14 protein-coding genes are annotated in these 20,417 nt (G+C 70.1%); 10 read left to right on the plus strand and 4 right to left on the minus strand.

Going from position 1 to position 20,417, the window contains the following annotated elements; genetic code table 11:
- Window positions 1-297 precede the first annotated feature (297 nt).
- The 9 genes from ACGF4C_RS19805 to ACGF4C_RS19845 all read left to right on the plus strand — a co-directional run bounded on the left by ACGF4C_RS19805 (window position 298) and on the right by ACGF4C_RS19845 (window position 13,189).
- Window positions 298-1,170 (plus strand): aldo/keto reductase, encoded by an 873-nt coding sequence (locus tag ACGF4C_RS19805; RefSeq protein ID WP_393567829.1) that lies wholly within the window; start codon window positions 298-300, stop codon window positions 1,168-1,170.
- 935 nt (window positions 1,171-2,105) lie between these two features.
- On the plus strand, window positions 2,106-4,556 hold the full coding sequence (locus tag ACGF4C_RS19810; protein ID WP_393567831.1) for a DNA/RNA non-specific endonuclease: 2,451 nt from the start codon (window positions 2,106-2,108) through the stop codon (window positions 4,554-4,556).
- Between the two features lie 31 nt (window positions 4,557-4,587).
- Window positions 4,588-5,103, plus strand: coding sequence for a hypothetical protein (locus ACGF4C_RS19815; protein WP_393567833.1), 516 nt, complete (start codon window positions 4,588-4,590; stop codon window positions 5,101-5,103).
- A gap of 825 nt (window positions 5,104-5,928) precedes the next feature.
- Entirely contained in the window at window positions 5,929-7,821 is a 1,893-nt protein-coding gene (locus ACGF4C_RS19820) for a WD40 repeat domain-containing protein (RefSeq protein ID WP_393567834.1), read from the plus strand.
- Window positions 7,822-7,833: 12 nt separating this feature from the next.
- Entirely contained in the window at window positions 7,834-8,718 is an 885-nt protein-coding gene (locus tag ACGF4C_RS19825; RefSeq protein WP_393567835.1) for a hypothetical protein, read from the plus strand.
- 110 nt (window positions 8,719-8,828) lie between these two features.
- Entirely contained in the window at window positions 8,829-10,769 is a 1,941-nt protein-coding gene (locus ACGF4C_RS19830) for an AAA family ATPase (protein ID WP_393567836.1), read from the plus strand.
- Between the two features lie 181 nt (window positions 10,770-10,950).
- Window positions 10,951-11,571, plus strand: a complete 621-nt coding sequence (locus tag ACGF4C_RS19835; protein ID WP_393567837.1) for an ATP-binding cassette domain-containing protein — start codon at window positions 10,951-10,953, stop codon at window positions 11,569-11,571.
- Window positions 11,568-12,431 (plus strand): metal ABC transporter permease, encoded by an 864-nt coding sequence (locus ACGF4C_RS19840; RefSeq protein WP_393567838.1) that lies wholly within the window; start codon window positions 11,568-11,570, stop codon window positions 12,429-12,431. The genes ACGF4C_RS19835 and ACGF4C_RS19840 overlap by 4 nt, the downstream gene beginning before the upstream one ends.
- Window positions 12,389-13,189, plus strand: a complete 801-nt coding sequence (locus ACGF4C_RS19845) for an ABC transporter substrate-binding protein (RefSeq protein WP_393567839.1) — start codon at window positions 12,389-12,391, stop codon at window positions 13,187-13,189. Before ACGF4C_RS19840 ends, ACGF4C_RS19845 begins: the two co-directional genes overlap by 43 nt.
- 56 nt (window positions 13,190-13,245) lie before the next feature.
- Here ACGF4C_RS19845 and ACGF4C_RS19850 read toward each other — a convergent pair whose 3' ends face one another.
- Complete coding sequence (locus ACGF4C_RS19850) at window positions 13,246-14,901, minus strand: class I adenylate-forming enzyme family protein (RefSeq protein ID WP_393567840.1); 1,656 nt, start codon at window positions 14,899-14,901, stop codon at window positions 13,246-13,248.
- Entirely contained in the window at window positions 14,898-16,676 is a 1,779-nt protein-coding gene (locus ACGF4C_RS19855; protein ID WP_393567842.1) for a CoA transferase, read from the minus strand. Before ACGF4C_RS19855 ends, ACGF4C_RS19850 begins: the two co-directional genes overlap by 4 nt.
- 152 nt (window positions 16,677-16,828) lie before the next feature.
- Here ACGF4C_RS19855 and ACGF4C_RS19860 point away from each other — a divergent pair, with 152 nt between their 5' ends.
- Window positions 16,829-18,025 (plus strand): acyl-CoA dehydrogenase family protein, encoded by a 1,197-nt coding sequence (locus tag ACGF4C_RS19860; RefSeq protein ID WP_393568018.1) that lies wholly within the window; start codon window positions 16,829-16,831, stop codon window positions 18,023-18,025.
- Between the two features lie 21 nt (window positions 18,026-18,046).
- On the opposite strand, the gene ACGF4C_RS19865 is transcribed toward ACGF4C_RS19860, so the two are convergent.
- A complete protein-coding gene (locus ACGF4C_RS19865) occupies window positions 18,047-19,117 on the minus strand; it encodes a sugar ABC transporter permease (protein WP_393567844.1) in 1,071 nt (356 codons plus the stop codon).
- Window positions 19,118-19,173: 56 nt separating this feature from the next.
- On the minus strand, window positions 19,174-20,313 hold the full coding sequence (locus ACGF4C_RS19870) for an MFS transporter (protein WP_393567845.1): 1,140 nt from the start codon (window positions 20,311-20,313) through the stop codon (window positions 19,174-19,176).
- Window positions 20,314-20,417: the final 104 nt, after the last annotated feature.

Consider the following 20,417-nt stretch of genomic DNA (forward strand, 5'->3'; position numbering starts at 1 on the left):
TCCGGGGCAGGTGCAGCCTCGACCCGGCAGCCATCACCCGCATCGTCCGAGCCGTCCTCGTCCTGCTCGACCTTCGACAACGGATCGCCTGGACGGGCCAACACCCAACTCATCTACCTCGCATCCGCACGTTCGCCCTCTGTCGCGCTGCCATCTTCCGTACCCTTTCGACCGGCGACGCCCAAGCCGACAAGAGGTCGCGCGCACGCCGGACTTTGGACTCTCCGGTCCGATTGTCCCGCGGGTTCGACGGGCAGTTTCTGCACAATTTCCCAATGAGAGAAGTGGGTTACTTACATGAGCCATCAGAACAGCTCCCGCCCGGCAGATGCCTCCGGTACCTTCGCCCTCGGCGGAGACCTGACCGTCAACCGCCTCGGTTACGGTGCCATGCAACTCACCGGCCCCGGCATCTGGGGCGAGCCCAAGGACCGAGCCGAAGCGGTACGGGTGCTGCGCCGCGCCGTCGAGCTGGGCATCAACTTCATCGATACGGCCGACTCCTACGGCCCCTTCGTCAGCGAGCAGCTCATCCGCGAGGCCCTGCACCCCTACGCCGACGACCTGCTCATCGCTACCAAGGGCGGGCTGACCCGCTGCGGCCCCGACGACTGGCGCCCCTTGGGCCGGCCTGAGTACCTGCGTCAGCAGGCGGAGCTGAGCCTGCGCCACCTCGGCGTCGAACGCATCGGCCTCTACCAACTGCACCGTATCGACGAGAAGGTGCCGCTCGCTGACCAGCTGGGCGAGCTCGTTCTGCTCCAGCAGGAGGGGAAAATCCACCACATCGGCGTCTCCGAAGTCACCGTCCAACAGCTCAAGGAGGCCCGCACGATTACGGACATCGCCTCCGTGCAGAACCTGTTCAACCTCGCCAACCGCAGCGCCGAAGACGTCCTTGAGTACGCCGAGCGCGAGAACATCGCCTTCATCCCGTGGTTCCCCATAGCCACCGGGGAACTCGCCCGCGCCGGCGGTCCGCTCGACACCGCCGCCAAGCAGTACGGCGCTCGCCCCTCCCAACTCGCCCTCGCCTGGCTGCTGCGCCGCTCCCCGGTCATCCTCCCCATCCCAGGCACCTCCCGGACCGCCCACCTGGAGGAAAACACCGAGGCCGCCCGCATCACCCTCACCGACGACGAGCTCGACGCCTTGACCGCCGCAGTGTGAACGACTGACCGCTGGGCGGAAGCGGTTCCCGGCGTCGGCTGCTGACCGAGCTGGTCGCAAGAAGCCCAACACAAACTGTTCACCCCGGCCGCGGCTGCCTGGCAGCCTGGGCGCCCGCGCACAACAAGGGCCCGAACCCGTGACCAGCACGGTTCGGGCCCTTCTGCGTGTGCATGCCCTGGCTGTGAGCACGTAGCCGACCTGCCGGAGCCCGGCAGACACTCTTCGTCGGCGCCGGAGCCAAGAACCACCGCTGCTACGACTGGGACCTGGCCGACATCGGCGACGACCGGTCCGGCCAACACCAGTTGACGGCGACGTTCAGCCGGATACCGGTCACAGTCTTGTTGCACTCACCAAGTCGCTTGCAGAAAAGGCGAGTTCACGTTGTAGAACGTTCACGCAGGGTGCCGTATCTTTCCCATCGCCGGGACCAGCAGAAGCCACTTGGGGGAGTCGCTGTGGGGGACCAACGACGGCAGTCGGGATCCGACGACCAGGACGGAACCGACGACCAGGACGGGACCGACGCACGGTCCGGCCCCGACAGGCCGATACCCCCGACCCCGCAAACCCCGGGCGCCGTCCCGCCGGTACCGAAAGTGCCACCCGTTCCGCCGGGCCCGCCCCCCACCGTGCCGCCCAAGCCCCCGGCGGCGCCGGCCCGACCACCCGCCGCGCCCCCGCCGCCGACCAGGCCGCCCGCGGTGCCTGCGCCGGTCCAGTCGTCGCGGTCGGCCGGCGCATGGCTCCGACGAGGGCGCGCCCTGCCGGTCCTCGCCATAGGCGTCGCGTTGGTCGTGCTCGCGAGCCTGGTGTACGTGCTGTGGCCGAGCGGGTCCGGCTCCCACGGGGAAGCCTCGGGGCCTCATGTGTCGCCGGCCCATCGGGGGGCGGTGGCCGCTCGGGCGCTGAGTGCCCTTCCGGCCGTCAACATGTCGACGGCTTACGCTCCCGTCGAGCACGCGCCGGTGACCCACGCGGACCTGACGGTGACCGCGTCGGGCCAGGCGTCGGGAACCCTGACCGAACCCGTGACCGGCAAGTCCGCCATGGCATGGTCCGGGGACCGGCTGTACCTGAAGGGCGACTCGGACTTCTGGGCGCAGCAGGACCCGTTGTACGGCAGGGATCTGACCAGCACCGGCCACTGGGTTGCCCCCAAGAAGCGGTCCGGCTACTACATGCTCGACCGCTTCGCCGTGAACGCCGGTTCCCTGACGCCGAAGTCACTTGCCGCGGTGGTCACGCAAGTCACCTCCGATCCCGAAGCCGTGGAGCAGACGGCGGGAAAAATCGAGGGGCACAAGGCGGTCTCGTACACGGCGCAGGGCTGGACCGTCGTCCTCACCGCCGATTCGCCCTACACCGTGCTCGCCATCGGCGGGGATCCCAGCCACCAGAGCCCGGTCAAGCCCGCTGCCTGGCACGAGCCCCGGCGCACCAAGGGCAGGGCGGAGTCGGCCGATCACCACGCCACGGCCACGCCCGCCGCCTACGCGGACGGTGACTACAGCTCGTACCTCCTGATGGTTCCGAAGCCGGCGACCGCCGAGCAGACGACTGCGGTCCGTTCGACCGCCGCTTCCGCCGTGGCCACCGCTGTCGCACCCGCCACGTCGTCCGAGGCGGTCGCCAAGTCCATGGGGCCGGCCTTCACCATCAACAACAACAGCGCGTACCTGTGCACGACCAACCCGTGCTCGTACTCCTTCACGGTCACGAACAGCGGGGACGAGGCGGGCGCGGCCACCCTCTATCTCAGCCTCCCGCGAGTGCCGGACCAGCCCCACCCCCTGGGCACCCTGCAGCCCAAGCAGTCCAAGAGCGTCAGCGGCACCCGTCCCAACATCGCCGTCGGCACCGGGCGGACCGTGAAGCACACCGACTACGCCTGGGTGTACTCGTCCGCCGAATACGGATCGGACCCCAAGGTGGGCAGCCGTCTGCACGAACGCAACCTGCGGCCGGACGACGTCTCGGTCGGCACTCCGCTGAAGCCCACGGTGGCGAAACTGCTGGACCTGATGACGAAGGACCGGCCGACCAGCGACACGGAAGCCGGTGGCAAGGCAGTCGAGGCGCTCGAAGGGTCCAACAACCAGGGCGAGTTGCCCGATCTGGGGACGGTCGTCGACTCCGGACGCCTGGAGAACCCCGAGGACCTGCGCGAGATCCTCCCCACCACCGACAAGGTCGAGAACCGGCGTGTGCTGCAACAGGTCGCGCAGTTGCTGCGTACCGATCCGCAGGCGAGGGTCACGTGGGCCGGACCGTACAAGGCCGGCGGTAAGACCTACCGGGCCGATTACTTCTACACGACCACCCGCCAGGGCCAGAAGATCAAGCGCGCCGTGCGGGCGAAGACGGTGCAGAACCCGGGGCAGCTCGGGTCGCAGATGACTCTCGGCGCCGAGCAGCTCAACGGTGAACGGCAGGGTTCCGCGAACGCCGGGAGCGAGAAGGCACCGCCCGGCTTCGAACGGGTACTGCAGGTCGACCTCGAGCCGGGCGTCGGTCCGCTCCTGGCACTGTCCACCACGACCGGCCTGGAGCAACTCCTCTCGACGGGAGGGCAGTTCCGGCAGGCGCGGGAGAGCCTGTGCGAGCCGAACGGCGGCGGCCCCCGCGTCGACCGCCTCGTCATCGTCAACGAGTCGGGCACGCACGAGTGGACGGACCTCCGCAGGGTCGGCGCGCGCTGCTCCGGGTCCGGCGGGGCCTCGGCCTCTCCCAGCGCATCGAGCAGTGAGAAGCCCGGCGACAAACCGACCTGCCTGACACAGGGGCGGCCGCAAGGTCTCGCCGAGTCCAGCGGGTCGGGCTGGATCCACTACGCCCCCACCGGACTGCACAACCGTGCCACTGCGGCCACCGCCTGCCTGACCCAGCAGTTCGTGGACGGCCACCCGGGATCGGACACGAAACGAGACATCCGCCCGCCCGGCTACGCCTGGGCACAGCGATACGCCCGACACCTCCGTGCCAGGCCCGACAAGTCGGTGAACAACTGCCACCTCCTGGGCAAACAGCTGTCCGGCTCCGGGACCGACCTGAGGAACCTGTCGACCTGCGGCCGGGACGCCAACGCCTTCCCGGAGCGGGGTGAACTGCCGGCCATGGACAACATGCTCCAATTCGAGAACCAAGTGCAGGATCAATTGAAAGCGGGTGAGACCGTTCTGTATTCCGTACGCCCCAGGTATGCGGGAAATCGCGTCACGCCCGAGGCCTACATAATGACCGCTCAATCCTGGGACCGGGACGGGAAACCAATCGGCACCACCGCACGTGAAGTGGTGAACCTGATGAACACACCACGAGGCTGGCACAACTTGGGTAAGGTGGTGGATTCGCGCACCGGCGAGGACGTTCCCACGTCATGACCGACGGATCCAGTCTCGACAAGAGGACACCATGCACTGGGCTGTGGAAGAGCTGAGTCACATCATGCCGCCGCCCCCGGACGGCGGCGACCCGGTCGACTGGGACGCCCTGCGCGTCGACACCGGATGGGAACTGCCGGCTGACTATCGCGACTTCGTTGCGGTGTATGGAATGGGGCGGATCAGTGACTCGATCGGCATCTCCACGCCGCACTTCGAGGGGTCTCCGTACGAGGACCACCTGCTGTTCCGCGCCGAACCGCGCGTCGCGGACGGGGAGCTGACCTGGGCGTCGAACGAGGCAGGTGACGACTTCCTGTGGCGATGCTGTGGCGAGCCAGAGCGGTGGGAGGTCATCTTCCGGCCCAGGAGCCGTCACCGGGACCACACATACGCGATGGGAATGGCTGAGTTCCTGCTACGCCTGGTGCGGGGTGATATCCATCCACCGCTTGAGGCCGAACTCGCAATGCCAGCCACGTTCGAATCATGGCGTGAAGAAGAAAAGCGGCTACTCGACGAGGACGGCAATCTTGAAGGCTTCTGATCGCCCTGCACTCCCGCCGCTCCCCGCAGCGCGAGCGAAGGCTGCTTGTCGCTCTTAGCCGGGGTCTGGACGTCGGCATACGTCCACCGGCGGGGGATTGACACCTGGTGGTCGCGCCGCCCTTGCCGGATTCCTACCGCGCCACCCCGCAGCGTCTCTCCTCCACGCAGAGCCGTCACCCACCAGAGACTCGCTTTATGTACCAGGTTCAACCACTGGAAAAGGCAAACGGGGCTCACCAGTCATCGACGCTCATGCGTATTGAAGCCGAAGGCGTATCGGACGTAGCGTTGAAGGAGGAGTGGCAGGGCGAAACAGTTTGCGGTGGTGCTGATGAGCACCTTCCATGGTGAAACCATCCGCGAGTGGCAGACGGCGCAGTACCTGACCGCTGAAGATCCCTGTGTGGTCGAGGCGCGGATCGCGAGGGAGCTTGCGAGTCTCACGGCCGCCCGGCGTGTCGGTGACAACTTCTATCCCCCTACCGCCTACGTGCGACGTCACGCCGTTGAGCATGCTGCGGCCGGTGGAGTGCTTGACGAACGCTTCGTGTCCGAGGAATTCCTGCCTTACGCCGAGGCAGGGAGGCTGCGAGCTCACACAGCGCCTGGGACCGAAAAGGAAACGGGATTGCGGGGCCGGGCCGAGAGCCTGGCGGGACTGTGGCGCCGAGTGGCTCACGCCTGGAGTTGGGACTCACCTGAGGCGAATGCCAGCGCCCTCGGCTTCTGGGCGGCATGTGCAGGGCTTCCGCTGGAGCCCACCGCCGAGCAGCGGTTCTGGTTGCCTCGCTGGGCGCGATGGGCGCTCGGCGTAGGGGAGGTCGTGGCAAGTCAGACGGCTTCTGTGGATGCAGTGGCGACGGCGACGTTGCTAGACGGCCAGGTCGTCGCCGTGACCGGTGATGCGGACGGCGCGGTGAGAGTGTGGGATCTGGACACGGGAGACATGGTCGGCAGATGCATGAGGGGGGACGGCGGCGCTGTCCTCGCGGTGGCGACGGCCACTCTGCGCGATGGGCGGGTGGTCGCGGTCACCGGGAGTGATGACCGTACGGTCCGGATGTGGGATCTGAGTGCGGGCCGAACGGTGGGTGAGCCCCACCGCGGCCTGGCCAACGCGGTATCGGTTGCCACCGCCACTCTGCCGGACGGCAGTGCGATCGCCGTGACCAGCCACCGCGGCGCTGTGTTGCGGGTTTGGGACATGGGCACCGGCAGACTCACTGACACACTGGCCACTGGCCTGGGCAAGGTCCTCGCGGTGACGACCGCGACACTTCCCGACGGTCGCATTGTGGCCGTCGGCGGTGGGCGGCGCGGCCTGAGCATATGGGACCTGGTGCAACGACAGCTGGTCAATGAGTACCGCGCCAGCAGCATGGACCCTGTGCACGGTATGGCAGCGGGAACACTCCCGGATGGTCGTACGGTCGTGGTGACGAGTGGTCGGGAACAGGTGCGCGTGTGGAATCCGGATACAGGGGAGGTCGTCGCCGACACATCGACCGGCGAGAAGGTGAGTGCCAGCCAGGTGGCCACTGCCGTGTTGCCCGATGGCCGTGCGGTCGCCGTCTCCACCGCCTGGAACCGGCTGACGCTCCGGGACCTGGAAAGCGGACGAGTCCTGGCCGGCCCCTTCATGAGCCACGCCGGAGCAGCGGTGACCGTGGAGACTGCGCTACTGCCCGACGGTCGCACCGTCGCCGTTACAGGTGGTGAGGTCGGAAAGGTCCGCACCTGGGATCTGGCGGCGGCACAATTTCCTGAGTTGATCACGGCGGAGCGCAGCGTCCCGGTCGCCGCGATGAGGACGGTGCGGCTGCCCGATGGTCGCGTCGTCGTCGTGGCAGTTGGCTGGGACGCCACGCTGCGTATCTGGGAGCTTGGGACGGGTCGGCCCGTCGTTGACTGGCATACAGGATCGGCCAGTTCGAGGATCGCGACCGCTGTGCTGCCCGACGGTCGTGCGGTGGTCGTCACCAGCGCTTGGGACGATATGCGGTACACCGACACACTGCGTGTCTGGGCACTGCCCAGTGCCGAGATGCTCCCGGTCTCCCTCGGTGACGCCGCCGACGTGGACTCGATCGCGACCACGACGTTGCCCGACGGCAGCAGCGTCGCGGTCGTCGGCGGCCAGTCCGGCGTGTGTATCTGGGACTTGAGCACGGGCTGGCTCATCAGCGGGCCCTTCGCACCGCCCGGTGGCAGCGTCAACCGTGTGGCGGCCACTGTGCTGCCCGACGGCCGTACGGTGGCCGTCACCTGCGGCCCGGCGAACGGCGGAGTCTGGGAGCTGCCGAGTGGGCAGTGCCTGGGCAAAATGTTCACCCACGGTGACATAACCGCCCTGACAACTGTCGTGCTGCCCGGCGGGCGCGCTGTCGCTGTCACCGGCGGTCACGATTCCGCCCTCCGGTTCTGGGGCCTCCCCACTGGAAAGCCTGTCGGCGAACCCCTCATGACTGGCCACAGCGAGGGCATCAGCGCGGTGGACGCCGCCGTGCTACCCGGTAGGCGCGCGGTCGCCGTCACCGGGGGGCGTGACGCCACGGTCCGGCTCTGGGACCTCTCAGCCGCCAGCCCTCTCGGGCCGCCCTTGCGAGTCCCCAGCCCGGTGTCGGGCGTGCGCATAGCGGAAGTCGACGGTCGGCCCGTGGCGGTCATCGCGGGCGACGGACTGGCCGTGGTCTCCCTGTACAGCGGAGAAGAGTGAAACATCGTGTCAGTGCCGACGAGCATCGTAGGAGTGCACGGAATAGCCCAGCAGCAGTTCGGGCCCAACCAGTTGAAAGGCCAATGGATCCCAGCTCTGCGAGACGGTCTGGAGTTCGCGCATCGCAGCGAGGTGGATGAACCACCCCTGGGCATTGCCTTTTACGCTGATCTTTTTCTGCGGGGCACGAGCGGGGAGTCGACCACCAAAGGCGCCGCTGACGGTGTGGCCGGCCTGCTGAGCGAAATCGAGGACGACGAGCTGGCGGACCTCACGGCGGCGGTCACCGAGGTGGCCAGCGATGAAGAGCTTGCGGCAGCGGAGAGGGAAGCCAAGGCCGCCAAAGGCCTCTTCGACGGAATTCCCAGAGCCCTGCTGCCGGTGATGCGCGTCATGGACCGACGCTTCGGAGCCAGTGCCGGAGTGCTGTATCTCGGGGAACTCCGGCAGGTGCGCCGGTACCTCCGGGACGCCGCCCTCAAGGAAAAGGCGGACGCCAAGGTGCGGGAGAAGATAGCCCCCGAGTGTCAGGTGCTCATCGGACACTCGCTGGGATCCGTTGTGGCCTTCGAATACGTCCGTCAAAACCCCGGTCACCAACTAGCCATGCTGCTCACTCTGGGGTCGCCCCTCGCTCTGCGCATGGTGCGTAGCCAGATGCCCGACTCCGACTACGGGGCGGCTGACGGTCTGCCGGCGAATGTTGCGGCGTGGACGAACATCCGGGACCAGCGGGACCCGGTCGCCTGCGCCGGAGACCTGAAACCGTGGTGGTCAGGGGTGACCGACCAGTACGTGGACAATGAGAACAAAGCGCATCACGTTGCCCGCTACCTCAGCAAGCAGGATACCGGGGCGGCCGTTCTCGCCGCCCTCCCGGGACTGGTGCCACAATGAGTACATCAGCGGCCGGCGATGTCCTAGGGCGTCGACGTCACTTTGTCGCGATAGCAACCTCCGCATATGAAGACCCCGAGTGGTGGGCACTCGGCGGTGTAGAGAAGGAGGTGGCTGTCCTCCGTGACTGGCTGTGCGCGGACCATCTCGACGACAGGCGGTTCGTACCCCGGTACCAGCATCTCGCCAAGAACCCAAGCGAGGAGGACATCCGTTCCGCGCTGCGGAACCCGCGGTCCGACCAGCGCTGGACTGAGAACCATGCCGCAGTCGTCTATGTCACCGGCCACGGCAAGATCAAGGACGGGGACCATTGGCTGGTTCTTCAGACGACCGAATCACAGCGCATCAGATCCACAGCACTGCGCACCGCAGATCTCGCGGGATGGCTGGCTGAGACGGATATTCAGAACCTGCTTCTCATCTTCGATCTGTGCTACGCCGGACATACCGTTGTGGAGACCGGGAGGTTCGATGAGGAACTCCCCGAGAACTGGCTCGTCCTGGCCAGCGTCAGCAAGTCCCAGCAGGCCGTCACCGGGGCACTGACCGAGGCCGTCACCGGCTTTCTCGAGGAGTTGGCATCCGATCTCGGCCAGAAGTACGGCGTTGACCCCTTCCTGGATGTCGCCACGTTCATCGTCGAGATACAGGCCAGAATGGGAGACCAGCGGCTGGTCCACCTGCCGGGCTCACCACTGAATCGAAAGCACGCGTGCTTGCCGAACCCGCATTACCGTGCTCCGGCGCCGGTGGACCCTCGACGTCGCGACCTCGCCCTGCCGCAGCAAGACGTGCTCACGCACTGGGGGCCGCGCTCGCGCGGAGTGGTGGAGGCCGGCGATCCGGGCTGGCTGTTCACCGGCCGGGACCAGCTGATGCGGAGATTGATCGACGCTGCTGTCGGAGAGCCGGGCGTGGTCCTTGTCACGGGCAGTGCCGGGTCCGGCAAATCGGCGGCCCTGGCCCGTCTGGTGACCTTGAGCGATCCCGTTTTCGTTGAGCAGTACCGTGACAAGGTCGCCGATATTCCGTCCGACCTCGTCCCCCCTCAGGGGACCGTCGATGCCGCAGTGCTGGCGACCGGAAAGAGCCCGGTCGAGGTGATCGCCCAAATCTGCCGAGCGCTGCAGGTTCCGACGCCCAGCAGCTCGCGTCCCGTGCCGAGCGTGCAGGATTGGATCGAGGCGTGGCAGTTGTGGCTGGCTGGGCGGGACGAGGCGGTGACCATCGTCATCGACGCGCTCGACGAGGCGAGTGACCCGCAGGCCCTGCTCTGGAACGTCTTGACACGACTCGACGAGCCCGTCGGCAGGGTTCGGCTGTTGATAGGCGTCCGCTCCAGTGGCGGCTTCGGGGGCCTCTCTGCCGACACGATCCCGCCCGAGTTGCTGCACACATCTCCAGGCATGCACGCCTTCCCGGCCCTGGAGGTTCGTGAATTGGCCGACCAGGCAGAGAAGGAACTGGCTGCACACCGCATTCGAGTCGACGAGCAGCCCTGGTGGCAGGAGGAGGACCTGGTTGCGTACGCCGCAGAACTCCTCCAAAACGTCCCGGACTCCCCTTACGCCGAGCGTCCGGATACTGCCACAGCGGTCGCCGACGCCTTGGCACCGCACGCGGGAAGGTCCTTCCTGATCACCCGAGTCGCTGCCACCTCCCTGGCCCATCGCCGCGCCACCGTCGACCCGCAGGACGAGAGCTGGCTGACAGCCGTGAGCGAAGGCGTGCTCGGAGTGTTCCGTGACGACATGCGCATCATCCTGCCGGACCCCGATGAGAGATATCGCGCAGTCAACCTGCTCCGCGCGGTGGCTTTCGCATACGGTCGGGGGCTGCCGTGGCGGCAGGTCTGGCCCGCCGTGACCAACGCGGTGGCGAACGACCCCTACCGGGTATTCGGTGACAGCGACATAGCGTGGCTCCTCGCCACACGTCTGGCCGCCTACCTGACCACCGACCGTGAAGACGGCGTCACCGTCTACCGGCTCTTCCACGACACACTGCGTCGCACGCTGCGAACGAGCTGGGGTGAACTCCTCAAGTAGCCGGGGCACAAGCGCCAAGCACCGAGGTGTCGCTCCGACCGGGCCTCGACGAGCGTGGGACGTGCCGCACCTTTCGGCGAAGGTCGGGAACCAGAAGGGCGGAGCGCCCGACTACTGGGACGTGGATTCCGGCATGAGGCAAAAAGGGCGCTCGGATGTGGGCAGTGGGACGGCTCTTGGGATGCGGTTGCGTGGTGTGGTGTGCCGGCATGGGCGGGTTGCGGCAGTGGGCGGCGTTGATCTCGAGGTGGCGGCCGGTGAGCGGATCGCGTTGACGGGGACCAACGGGTCGGGGAAGACGACCTTGCTGCGGGCGGTGCTCGGGCTGCACCGGCAGACGTCCGGGGAGATCCTGGTCGGCGGGCGGGGCGGTCGTACCGCAGCGGAGTGGGCGTGGCGGCGGCGGGCGTGTGCGTGGATTCCGCAGCGTCCGGCCGCCGGGCGATTCCCGCTGCTGGCACGGGAGTTGTTGGCGAGCAGTGGGGCTCCTGAACAGGCGGCGGAGGCGGCCGAGCGGCTCGGGGTGGGGGGCCTGGCGGAGCGGCCGTTGGGGAGTTTGTCGGGTGGGCAGTTGCAGCGGATGCATCTGGCCCGGGCGGTGGGCTGTGTTGCGGCGGGGAGCGGGGTGGTGCTCGCCGATGAGCCGACGGCCGCGTTGGATTTCGACGGCCAGGAGGAGGCCGCGGAGGTGCTCACCGGGCTGCCGGTGACGTTGCTGGTGGTGACGCACGACCGGGCGATGGCCGCGCGATGTGACCGCGTTCTGGAGATGGCGGCGGGCCGGTTGCGGGAGGTCCGGTGAGTGCGCTGGGGCAGGTCGGGGACCTGCTGCAACTGGTGCCTGTGCAGCGGGCGGGGGCCGGGCTGGTGCTTGCCGCGCTCGGGCTGCCGGTCGTCGGTGTGGTGATCGTCGGGCTGGACATCATGCCGGTGCGTTTCGCCATGATGCATGTCGCGCTGCTGGGGATCGCGGTGGGCCAGCTTGTCGGCCTGGACCCCGTGCTGTGTGCGCTGCTGGCCTGTGCGCTGGCGGGGGCCGGGGTGGCGCCGCTGGCCCGTACGGCCGACGGCCTCTCGGGGGCGATGGGCCTGTTGATGAGCCTGGCGATCGCGGCGGCGCTGCTGATGCTGGCGCTGTCCGGGGTGAATGCCAATGGGGCCTTCGCCCTGTTGTGGGGATCGATCCTGGCTGTGCGGCCGGTCGATCTCGTGGTGCTCGGGGCGCTGGCTGTCGCGGTGCCGGCGTTGTTCGTCTGGCGGCGCCGGGACCTGGCGCTGCTGCTGCACGACCGGGAGTTGGCGTGGTGCTCGGGCGTGGCGGTGCAGCGGCTGACGATGCTGCTGCTGGTCATTGTCGCGGTCGCGGTGGCCGGTGCCATCCGTCTGACCGGTGCGCTGCTGGTGGACGCGCTGACCCTGCTGCCCGCGCTCGCCGCCCGGCGCCTCGGCCACTCGCTGGTGTCGATCACCGTATGGGCGGTCGGTATCGGTGCCGTGGTCAACGTCGTCGGCTTTGTGATCTCGCTGGCCTGGGACCTGCCGCCCGGCCCGATTCTCGTCCTCGCGGCGGGCGCGGTCGCCCTCGCCGCCCATCTGATACCCGAACGGAGAACCACCTCATGGCGTCTGCCCGCCTCCCCGTCCGCTCCCTCACCGCACTGAGTGCGGGGCTGCTTCTGCTCACCGCCTGCGGCGGCTCCGGTGATTCAGGCGGCTCCGGTGGCACGTCCCGGGCGGACGGTCCGGTCGTCGTGGCCACGTCCTCCTGGGAGGCGGCGCTGGCGAAGGCGGCCGGGGCCAAGAACGTGAAGTACATCGTCCCGGCCTCGATCCGCCACGCGCCCGACTACGACCTGAAGCCGTCCGACCTGACGAAGGTCGCGGACGCGGATTACGTGCTGTACGCGTCCTTCGAGCCGTTCGCCGGCCGGATCAAGGAAGCGGCCGGTTCGAAGGCGAAGCTGGTCGAGGTGAATCTCGACAACGACCCCGCGGCGACGGAGGCCGGTGTCAGCAAGCTGGGCAAGCTGTTCGGCACGGAGCAGGCGGCCGCCAAATGGAACGCGAAGTTCGCTGACCAGCGGAAGAAGCTTGCCCAGCAGGTGAAGTCCGCCTGGCCGGGTGGCAGGCGGCCGGTTGTCGTGGCGCAGGCGTTCACGACATGGGCGGCCAAGCTGGCCGGAGCCCAGCTGGCGGGGACCTACGGCCCGGACCAGGTCACCCCTGCCCAGCTGTCGAAGCTGGCGGCCAAGAAGCCGAAGTTCGTCCTCGACAACGAGAACATGTCCAGCGGCACCGTGCTGCCCGGCTCCGGGGCCAGGCAGCTCAACGTCGTCAACTACCCGGGCGCGGACCTCGATGTGCTCGCGGTCTACCGCAAGGCGGCGGAGCAGATGGAGAAGGCGTTCGGCGGTTCCTGAGCGGACCGGGGGAGTGGGGGTGGGGCCGCTGTGGGCGGCCCCACCCCCTTTCCGCGTCAGGCGGGTTGGGGTTCGGCGAGCCCGGCGGCCAGCCGACGGCGCAGCGCGGCGCGATCGGGCTTGCCGGCCGGGGTCAGCGGGAGTTCGTCCGACACCAGCAGCAGTCGTTCGGGGTTCTTCCGCTTCTCCAGACCGCGGGAGTCCAGGTGGGCGCACAGGCTCTCAAGGGTGGGCGTGCGTCCCGCCTTGGGCACGACGCAGGCCGCGAGCCGTTCGCCCATCAGCGGGTCGGGGACGCCGATGCACATCACGTCCCGTATGTCCGGATGCGAGGACAGTTCGCCCTCGACTTCGGCGGGGCTGATGTTGGCTCCGCCGCGGATCACGATGTCCTTGAGCCTGCCGATGACGCGCAGCGTGCCGTCGGCGTCGAGGGTGCCGAGGTCGCCGGTGCGTACCCAGCCGTCGGGCGTGCGGTAGCGGGTGTTCAGCTCGGGGGCACCGACGTAGCAGAGGGGGGTCATGGGGCCGCGGGCGATGATTTCGCCGGTGCCGGCGGTCGGGTCGCCGCCGTGGGAGGGGTCGATACGGATCTCGCAGACAGCCGGGTCCGGACGGCCGACTGCGATCCCGGGGCCGTGGTCCGGGTGGCTGCCGTCGGCGAGGCCCCAGTGGCAGTGGACCCCGTCGGCGGATCCGTAGAGGTTCACCACCGTGCAGCCGAACGCCCGGGTGGCTTCCGCGCGGGTGGCGTCGTCGAGCGCCGAGCCGCCCAGGACGAGGGCGGTCATACCGCTCAGCGGGTCGCCTTCGTCCAGCCGTTCCAGCATCATGCGCACCATCGTCGGCACGCCCAGGACGTGGGTCGGCCGGTGGCGGCGGATCGCCGTCAGTGCGGCGTCGGGCGTGAAGTGGTCGAGCAGGACCAGGGTGCCGCCGTGCCGGGCGAGGGTGACCGCGGTGCCGCTGCTGCCGAAGGCCGAGGCGAGCGGGACCAGGAAGAGGCAGCGGGGCGGCGTACCGTTCGGCAGGAGCGGGGCCAGGGAGTTGCCGCGGCCGCCCGCGAGGGCGTTGTGGGAGTAGGCCACCATTTTCGGGTCGGCCTCGGACCCCGAGGAGACCAGGATGCGGGCGGCGGTATCGGGGTCGGGGCGGGTCGGGGTGAACGAGGAGGACGTGGCGGCGCCGAGCAGTTCGGCCATCGGCAGGCAGCCGGTGGGAACAGGGCCGGGACCAGCCGCGATCACCTTCCGCACGTCAGGGAGGTCGTCCGCGAGCCCGGCCAGTTCGCGAGCGTGCGGCACACCCCGGTACTCGGTGACGGCGATCACCGCCCGGGCCCCGGAACGCCCGAGCAGCGACAGCGCCTCCCGCCCGCCGCGCCCGACCGGGAACGGGAGCGCCACCGCCCCGAGCGCCGCCAGGGCCAGGTCGGTGGCCACCGCGTCGCGACCGTTGGGGAGTTGGACGCCCACCACATCTCCAGGACGTATGCCGGCCTCGGCGAGACCGGCGGCCAGACATCGGGCCCGGCGGTCCAACTGGCCGTAAGAGAAGGTCCCTTCGGCGTCGATCACCGCGGGCCGGCCGGGATCGGCGCAGCGGTGCGCCCGGAAGAGCGCGTACAGGTCGAGGTCGGCGTAGTGGCCTTCGGTGGCCCAGGTACGCCGCAGTGAGGCCGGGACCAGGTCGTGATACCGGGGGATCGTCACGAAAACCTCCAGGGAGAGGGGACGGCGACGCAGCCGTGGGAGTCGCGGCCGAGCGCCCCGTCCAGCCGTGGGTCGGCGGGCAGGGAGGCCAGGTCGGTGGTGACCGCTGTGGCCCCCAGCCCTTGTGTCCGGAGTGCTGCCAGCGCTTGCTGATTCGTCAGCTTCGCGAGTGAGGTCCGTTGCTGGCGTGCGGCGGCTGCCGATGCGTCCGTCGGGGCGAGCCATCCGTCGGCGGTGGGCAGCGGACGCCGGAAACCCGCCGGGCGTCGCCGGTGTCCGGCGGCCGTGGTGAGCGTTTCGGCGGCGCCGAGCAGCGAGGACTCCACCTGTACGCCGTGGCCGGAGCGCTCGCGCAGGAGCAGTCCGGCCAGGATCGCCTCGGCGCCGAGCAGGCCGCCGAGTACGTCGATGAGGGTCATGAGGGAGGGGGCGGATGGCTCGTCGAGGGGGCGTACCGCCTCGCCGATGCCCATGCGGGCCTGCACCATGAAGTCGGTGCCTATGGGAGCGTCGGGCAGCCGGCCCGCCCAGCCGCTGGTGTAGGCGTGGACCAGCCCGGGGTTCGCGGCCTGGAAGGCGTCGGCGTCGAGGCCGAGCAGCTCGGCCTTGCCCGGAGCCCAGTTGTGCAGGAAGACGTCGGCGCCGGAGGCCAGGTCGCGCAACTCCGCCTGCCCGGACGGTGACTTGATGTCGATCTCGACGGCACTTTTGTGCCGGTTCAGGGCGAGCCAGCGGGCCGAGATGTCCGAGCAGCACGGCGGCATTCCGCGCAACGGGTCGCCACCCGGCGGCTCGATCCGTACGACGTCGGCCCCGAGGAGGCCCAGCAGATGGGCGGCGAGCGGGGCCTGGATGCGGCGGCCGGCCTCCAGGACGGTGATGCCGGCGAGGGGGCGTGCCGGGTCGTCCGGAGCGGGCGTGAGGTGTGGCCGTGCGGTCCAGGGCTTGCCTGTCTCCACGGTCCACGGCGCCGCGGAGCCGGCCGGGGCGGCCATGGCATGGAGCGGGCACACCGCGGCCCCCGCGACGGCGGCGGCCTGCCGGATCCGTTCCCACGGGACGCCCCGCGTGGCGGTGTGCAGGGCTTCGGGTAGCGGCGCGCAGGCGGTGGCGTAGCGGAACTGGAAGGGGCGCCACCCCGAACGTGTCGCCTCCGCGGGAGCCCCCAGTTCACGCCAGAACGCGGCCCATACCTCAGGCTCCAGCGCCTCCAGCTCGAACCGGGTGCCGTCGGACGCCGTGAACGGCGGGCCTCCGGGCGACATGGGTACGGCCTCGGTCTCGGGTGCGCAGGCGGCGGCCAGGTACTGGGAGACGGTGAGCAGCGCGGCCCGGTCGGCTCCGGTGGCCACGTGCTCGGCGCCGCCGCCACGCGCCCGGCCGATCAGTGCCGCGAGCATGCCCTGCACGGTGAGGACCGAGGCGCAGGTAGCGGCGTAGTCGACGGCCAGAGCGCGCGGGGCGCCCTCGCGTCTGCCGTGCACGGCCATCACGCCCGTCGCCGCCTGGACGGTCGCCTCGTCGTCGGCGCCGTCCGCATCAGGCAGGACGTCCGCCCATGCGGTCTCGGCGCTGACGGCACCCAGCCCGGGGACGGTGAGGGACAACCGGGCGGGACCGGCCCGCCCTTCCCTCCGTCCGGCCGTCCGTTCCGCCGTCGCGCCGAGCGCGCGGAGGTGGCCGGCGGCGGGTCCCGTGAGCGGGCGAGGACCCGAGACGTGCACCGTCGCCTCCTCCAGGGGCTGGGTGACATGGAGTGCGGTGAGGGGTCCCATGGCTCTCCTCTCCTGTGGCGGCCGGAGCTGCCGTCGGGGCTGTACGGAAGTGCGGGAACTGGGAGGCGTCCGGCGCCGACCAACTTCCACGGCGAGTAAGTCGGACCGCGACTCCATCGGGTTCCCGGTGACTGAGGAGGAAGCCCGTGAACATGATCGATTCCGTGCCGGAAGGCCGCTCTGCGGTGCGTGGACTGCCCAGCTGTCCGCCCGAAGTGACCGCATTGCGCGCTCGGGTCGACGCATTCGTACGGAAGCGGGTGGTGCCCTGCGAGCCCGTGCTCGACGCGGGCGGGACCGAGGCGAAAGCACGGATGCGCGAGCTCCAACGGGAGGTGAAGGAAGCCGGGTTGTGGGCGCTGCCGTTGCCCGTCGAGCTCGGCGGCCAGGGGCTGCCGCTCTCGTACTACGCGCACCTGGCGGAGTCGGAGGGCGTGAGCGACCACGGCCCGCTCGCGCTCGGCTCGGCATCGCTCCTGGACGTGCTGATGCTCAGCCGGCACGCCACCGCACCGGCCCAGGAGCGGTATCTGGCGCGGATCGCGGCCGGGGAACTACGCGCCTGCTACGCGATGACCGAGCCGGACACCCCCGGCACCGACCCCAAGCTGCTCGCGACCCGCGCCGCCGAAGACGCGGACGGCGGGACGTGGCGGATACGTGGCAGAAAGTGGTACATCACCGGCGCGGGCGACGCTGATCTGGTGACCGTCATGGCCCGTACGGACGGTGAGGCGCCAGGGGCGGACGGGTTGTCGCTCCTGCTCGTCCCCACCACAGCGCCCGGATTCCGCGTGGTGCGCGAATTGCCCGTGCTCGGTGCGGGCGGCCAGTGGGAGATCGAACTGGACGGCGTGGCCGTGGGCCCCGACCACCTGGTGGGGCCGCGGGGGCACGCGCTGCGGATCGCCGGCGAACGGATCGGACTCGGCCGCATCCTGCGCTGTCTGCGCTGGCTCGGCCAAGCGACCCGCGCCTTCGACCTGATGTGCAGCCGAGCCCGCTCGCGCGCCCAGTCATCGGGCCCGCTGGCGGACCGCCAACTCGTCCAGCAGCTGGTCTTTGACGCGCTGCTCGCCATCCGCAGCACCCGGCCGCTGGTCTACGAGGCGGTGGCCCGTCTGGAGGCGGGCGAGGACGCCCGGGTGGAGACGGGACTGGCCAAGGTCGCCGCGGCCCGGATGCTCCAGCAGGTCGCCGACGCGGCGATCCAGGTCCACGGTGCGGCCGGGCTCGGGCCCGACACGCCCCTGCCCGCCCTCTTCCGGGCCGGCCGCACGGCCCGGCTCCTGGACGGCCCGGACGAGCTGCACATCTCGTCGGTCGCGCGTCGGGTCCTGCGGGACTGACGTCCGCGGGGCCCGCCCCGGTCAGGTGGCGAACGGCCCGACCAGCCCGCTGAGCACCGCGAGCCCCAGCGCCAGGAAGAAGTCACCCCAGACGAGCTCATGGCGTACGGCGATGCCGTGTGCCGCGTCATAGCAGCCGTCGAGCAACCCGCCCGAGGAGGACAGGTGTTGCTCACACAGCCGACGGAGCACCGCCTCGGCCCGGTCCGCCAACCGGTCGGCTTCGCTGTGCCGTCCCTCGGCGCGGGCGAGGAACGCCAGCTTCAGCGCGGCCACCGCCTCGATGGCGGCCGCCGAGGTGTCCACGGGGCCGGTGTGGTCCCCGTCATGCGGTACGAGCGGGGCCGCATCGTCGAGCCGCAGGGCCATGAGCCGCCGCGCCGCCTCCCGGAGGACGATCGCCGTAACGCCACCCCGTGAACCGCTCGCTGCCTCGTCATCGGGGAGGAAGTGAAGCCCGTCCGCCACCCCCAGCAACAGCCACGCCACCGTACGACTCCAGCCCGGCGCGGGTTCCGCACAGCCCGTCCACCCCCCACCGCGCAGGGCCTCCCAGGCGGGACGCGGCAGTTCCTCGGAAAGACACAGTTCGAGGTGGCATGCCAGATGCCCGTGCGCCGCAGCCGCGCCGCCACCGGACGCGTACGGCAGCAGCGGCACCAGCCCCGGTACACCGTCCGCCCTCGCCAGCAGCCGGGGCCCGCCGAAGGCATCGCCCCAAGGAACCACCCGCAGCTCCGGTTCGTACGCGGCCAGGCAGGCCCGCGCCGCACGGTCACGCAGTGCGGCCGCTGCCCGATCGTCCCCGGGCCCGGCCGCCAGTGCCGTCCCGTACCACAGCACCAGCCCCCGGGCCGCGGTGTCCTGGTCGGCCCAGGGGGCCAGGCGCCCGGTACACGCGGCGGCCTCCGCCCGGTCGTGCGCGGAGCCGTGGGCCAAGGCGTGCAGCCACCGCAGCCCCGCCCAGAAACCGCCCGTCCAGGAGCCGCGTGACGTCGTGGTCCACCGGCCGGTGTCGGGATCCGCGTAGAGCGGGAAGCGCGGCCCCACCTCGGCCGCCGTCCTGCGGACCCGCTCCAGGACCCCGGCCAACGCCGATGCAGCCCAACTCCCTTGACCGCCAACCGTGTTCCTCGTCCCGTCCACCGTCACCCCTGCCCCCGGCGCAGCAGACGCGGCAGGGCGACCAGCGCCGCGCCGGCGAATTCCCCTGCCACGAGCAGCCAGCCCGGCCCGTAATCCGTGGCCGATACGAGCACACCGAACAGCGGTGGACCGAGCGCGAATCCGGCGAAGAAGCCGGCCGACACCAGTGCCGAGTCGGCGCCCGCCGTGCCGGGGGCCGCCCGCTGCATCACCAGCACCATCGACACCGCATTGGCGGATACGGCGAATACGCCTACGGCCACCGCGGTCGGCCACACCACCGTGTGCACCGATAGCGAGGCGGCGAGCAGCAGTGCCGCGCCCACCGCCCCGGCGGCCAGCAGCGGGGGAAGGACTTCGGCCCGGCCCGGACGTCCCGCCGCACGGGACCACGCCACCCGCCCACCGATGCCCGCCACTCCCAATGTGGCCAGCAATGCCGCGGCGGTGGTGGGCGCCAGCCCCAGCCGCTGCGTACCGAAGAGCGCCAGGTAGGTGTTGACCGAAGCGATGCCGCAGCCCAGCAACAGCGAGAACGCGGACAGCCGCCACACCACCCCGCGCGACGCCGGCGCGGGGCGCGGACCGGTGGCCGCCGGAGCTGCCGGATCCGCCGGGAGTGCACGTGCCGCCCATACCGCCGCCACCGCAGCCGTCCCCGCCGCCGCCCAAACCGCCCCGCGCCAGCCCACGCCCGCCGCCAACAGCGAGAGCGGCAGCCCTGCCACAAAGGCCCCTACTTGGACCCCGGACTGCTTGAACCCGGTGACCGATCCACGCCGTTCGGACGGAAACACGCTAAGAATGATCTTGTTCGTGGCCGGGTTGGCGAGCGCCTGCGGCAGCCCGCCGATGGCCACCGCGATCAGCAAGCCCGCGGGGCCCGGAGCAGCCCCGATCAGGGTCAGCGCGACCGCGGCCATCAACAACAACGCCACCAGACAACGTCGCGGCCCCACCCGGTCCACCAGGCGCCCCGCCACCGGCGACAACATCGCCGCGATACCGAAGCCCGCCGTCGTGGTGAGCCCCAGCACCGTCCGGGAGATCCCCAACTCGCCCACCAGACGCGGGCCGAGCGCTCCCAGGAGGAACAGCTGCATCATCGAGAAGGCCATCGCGCAGGTCAGCAGCACGATCACGGACGGACCCGAGCGAACGGGCCGGCCGTTGCTGCGGTCCGGTGTGGCGACATGAGCTTCGGCGCGACGGGTCGTCTGCTTCACCACTGCGTTTCCACCACTGA

This window comes from Streptomyces sp. NPDC048197, from assembly GCF_043202395.1.
Lineage (GTDB): Bacteria > Actinomycetota > Actinomycetes > Streptomycetales > Streptomycetaceae > Streptomyces > Streptomyces siderophoricus.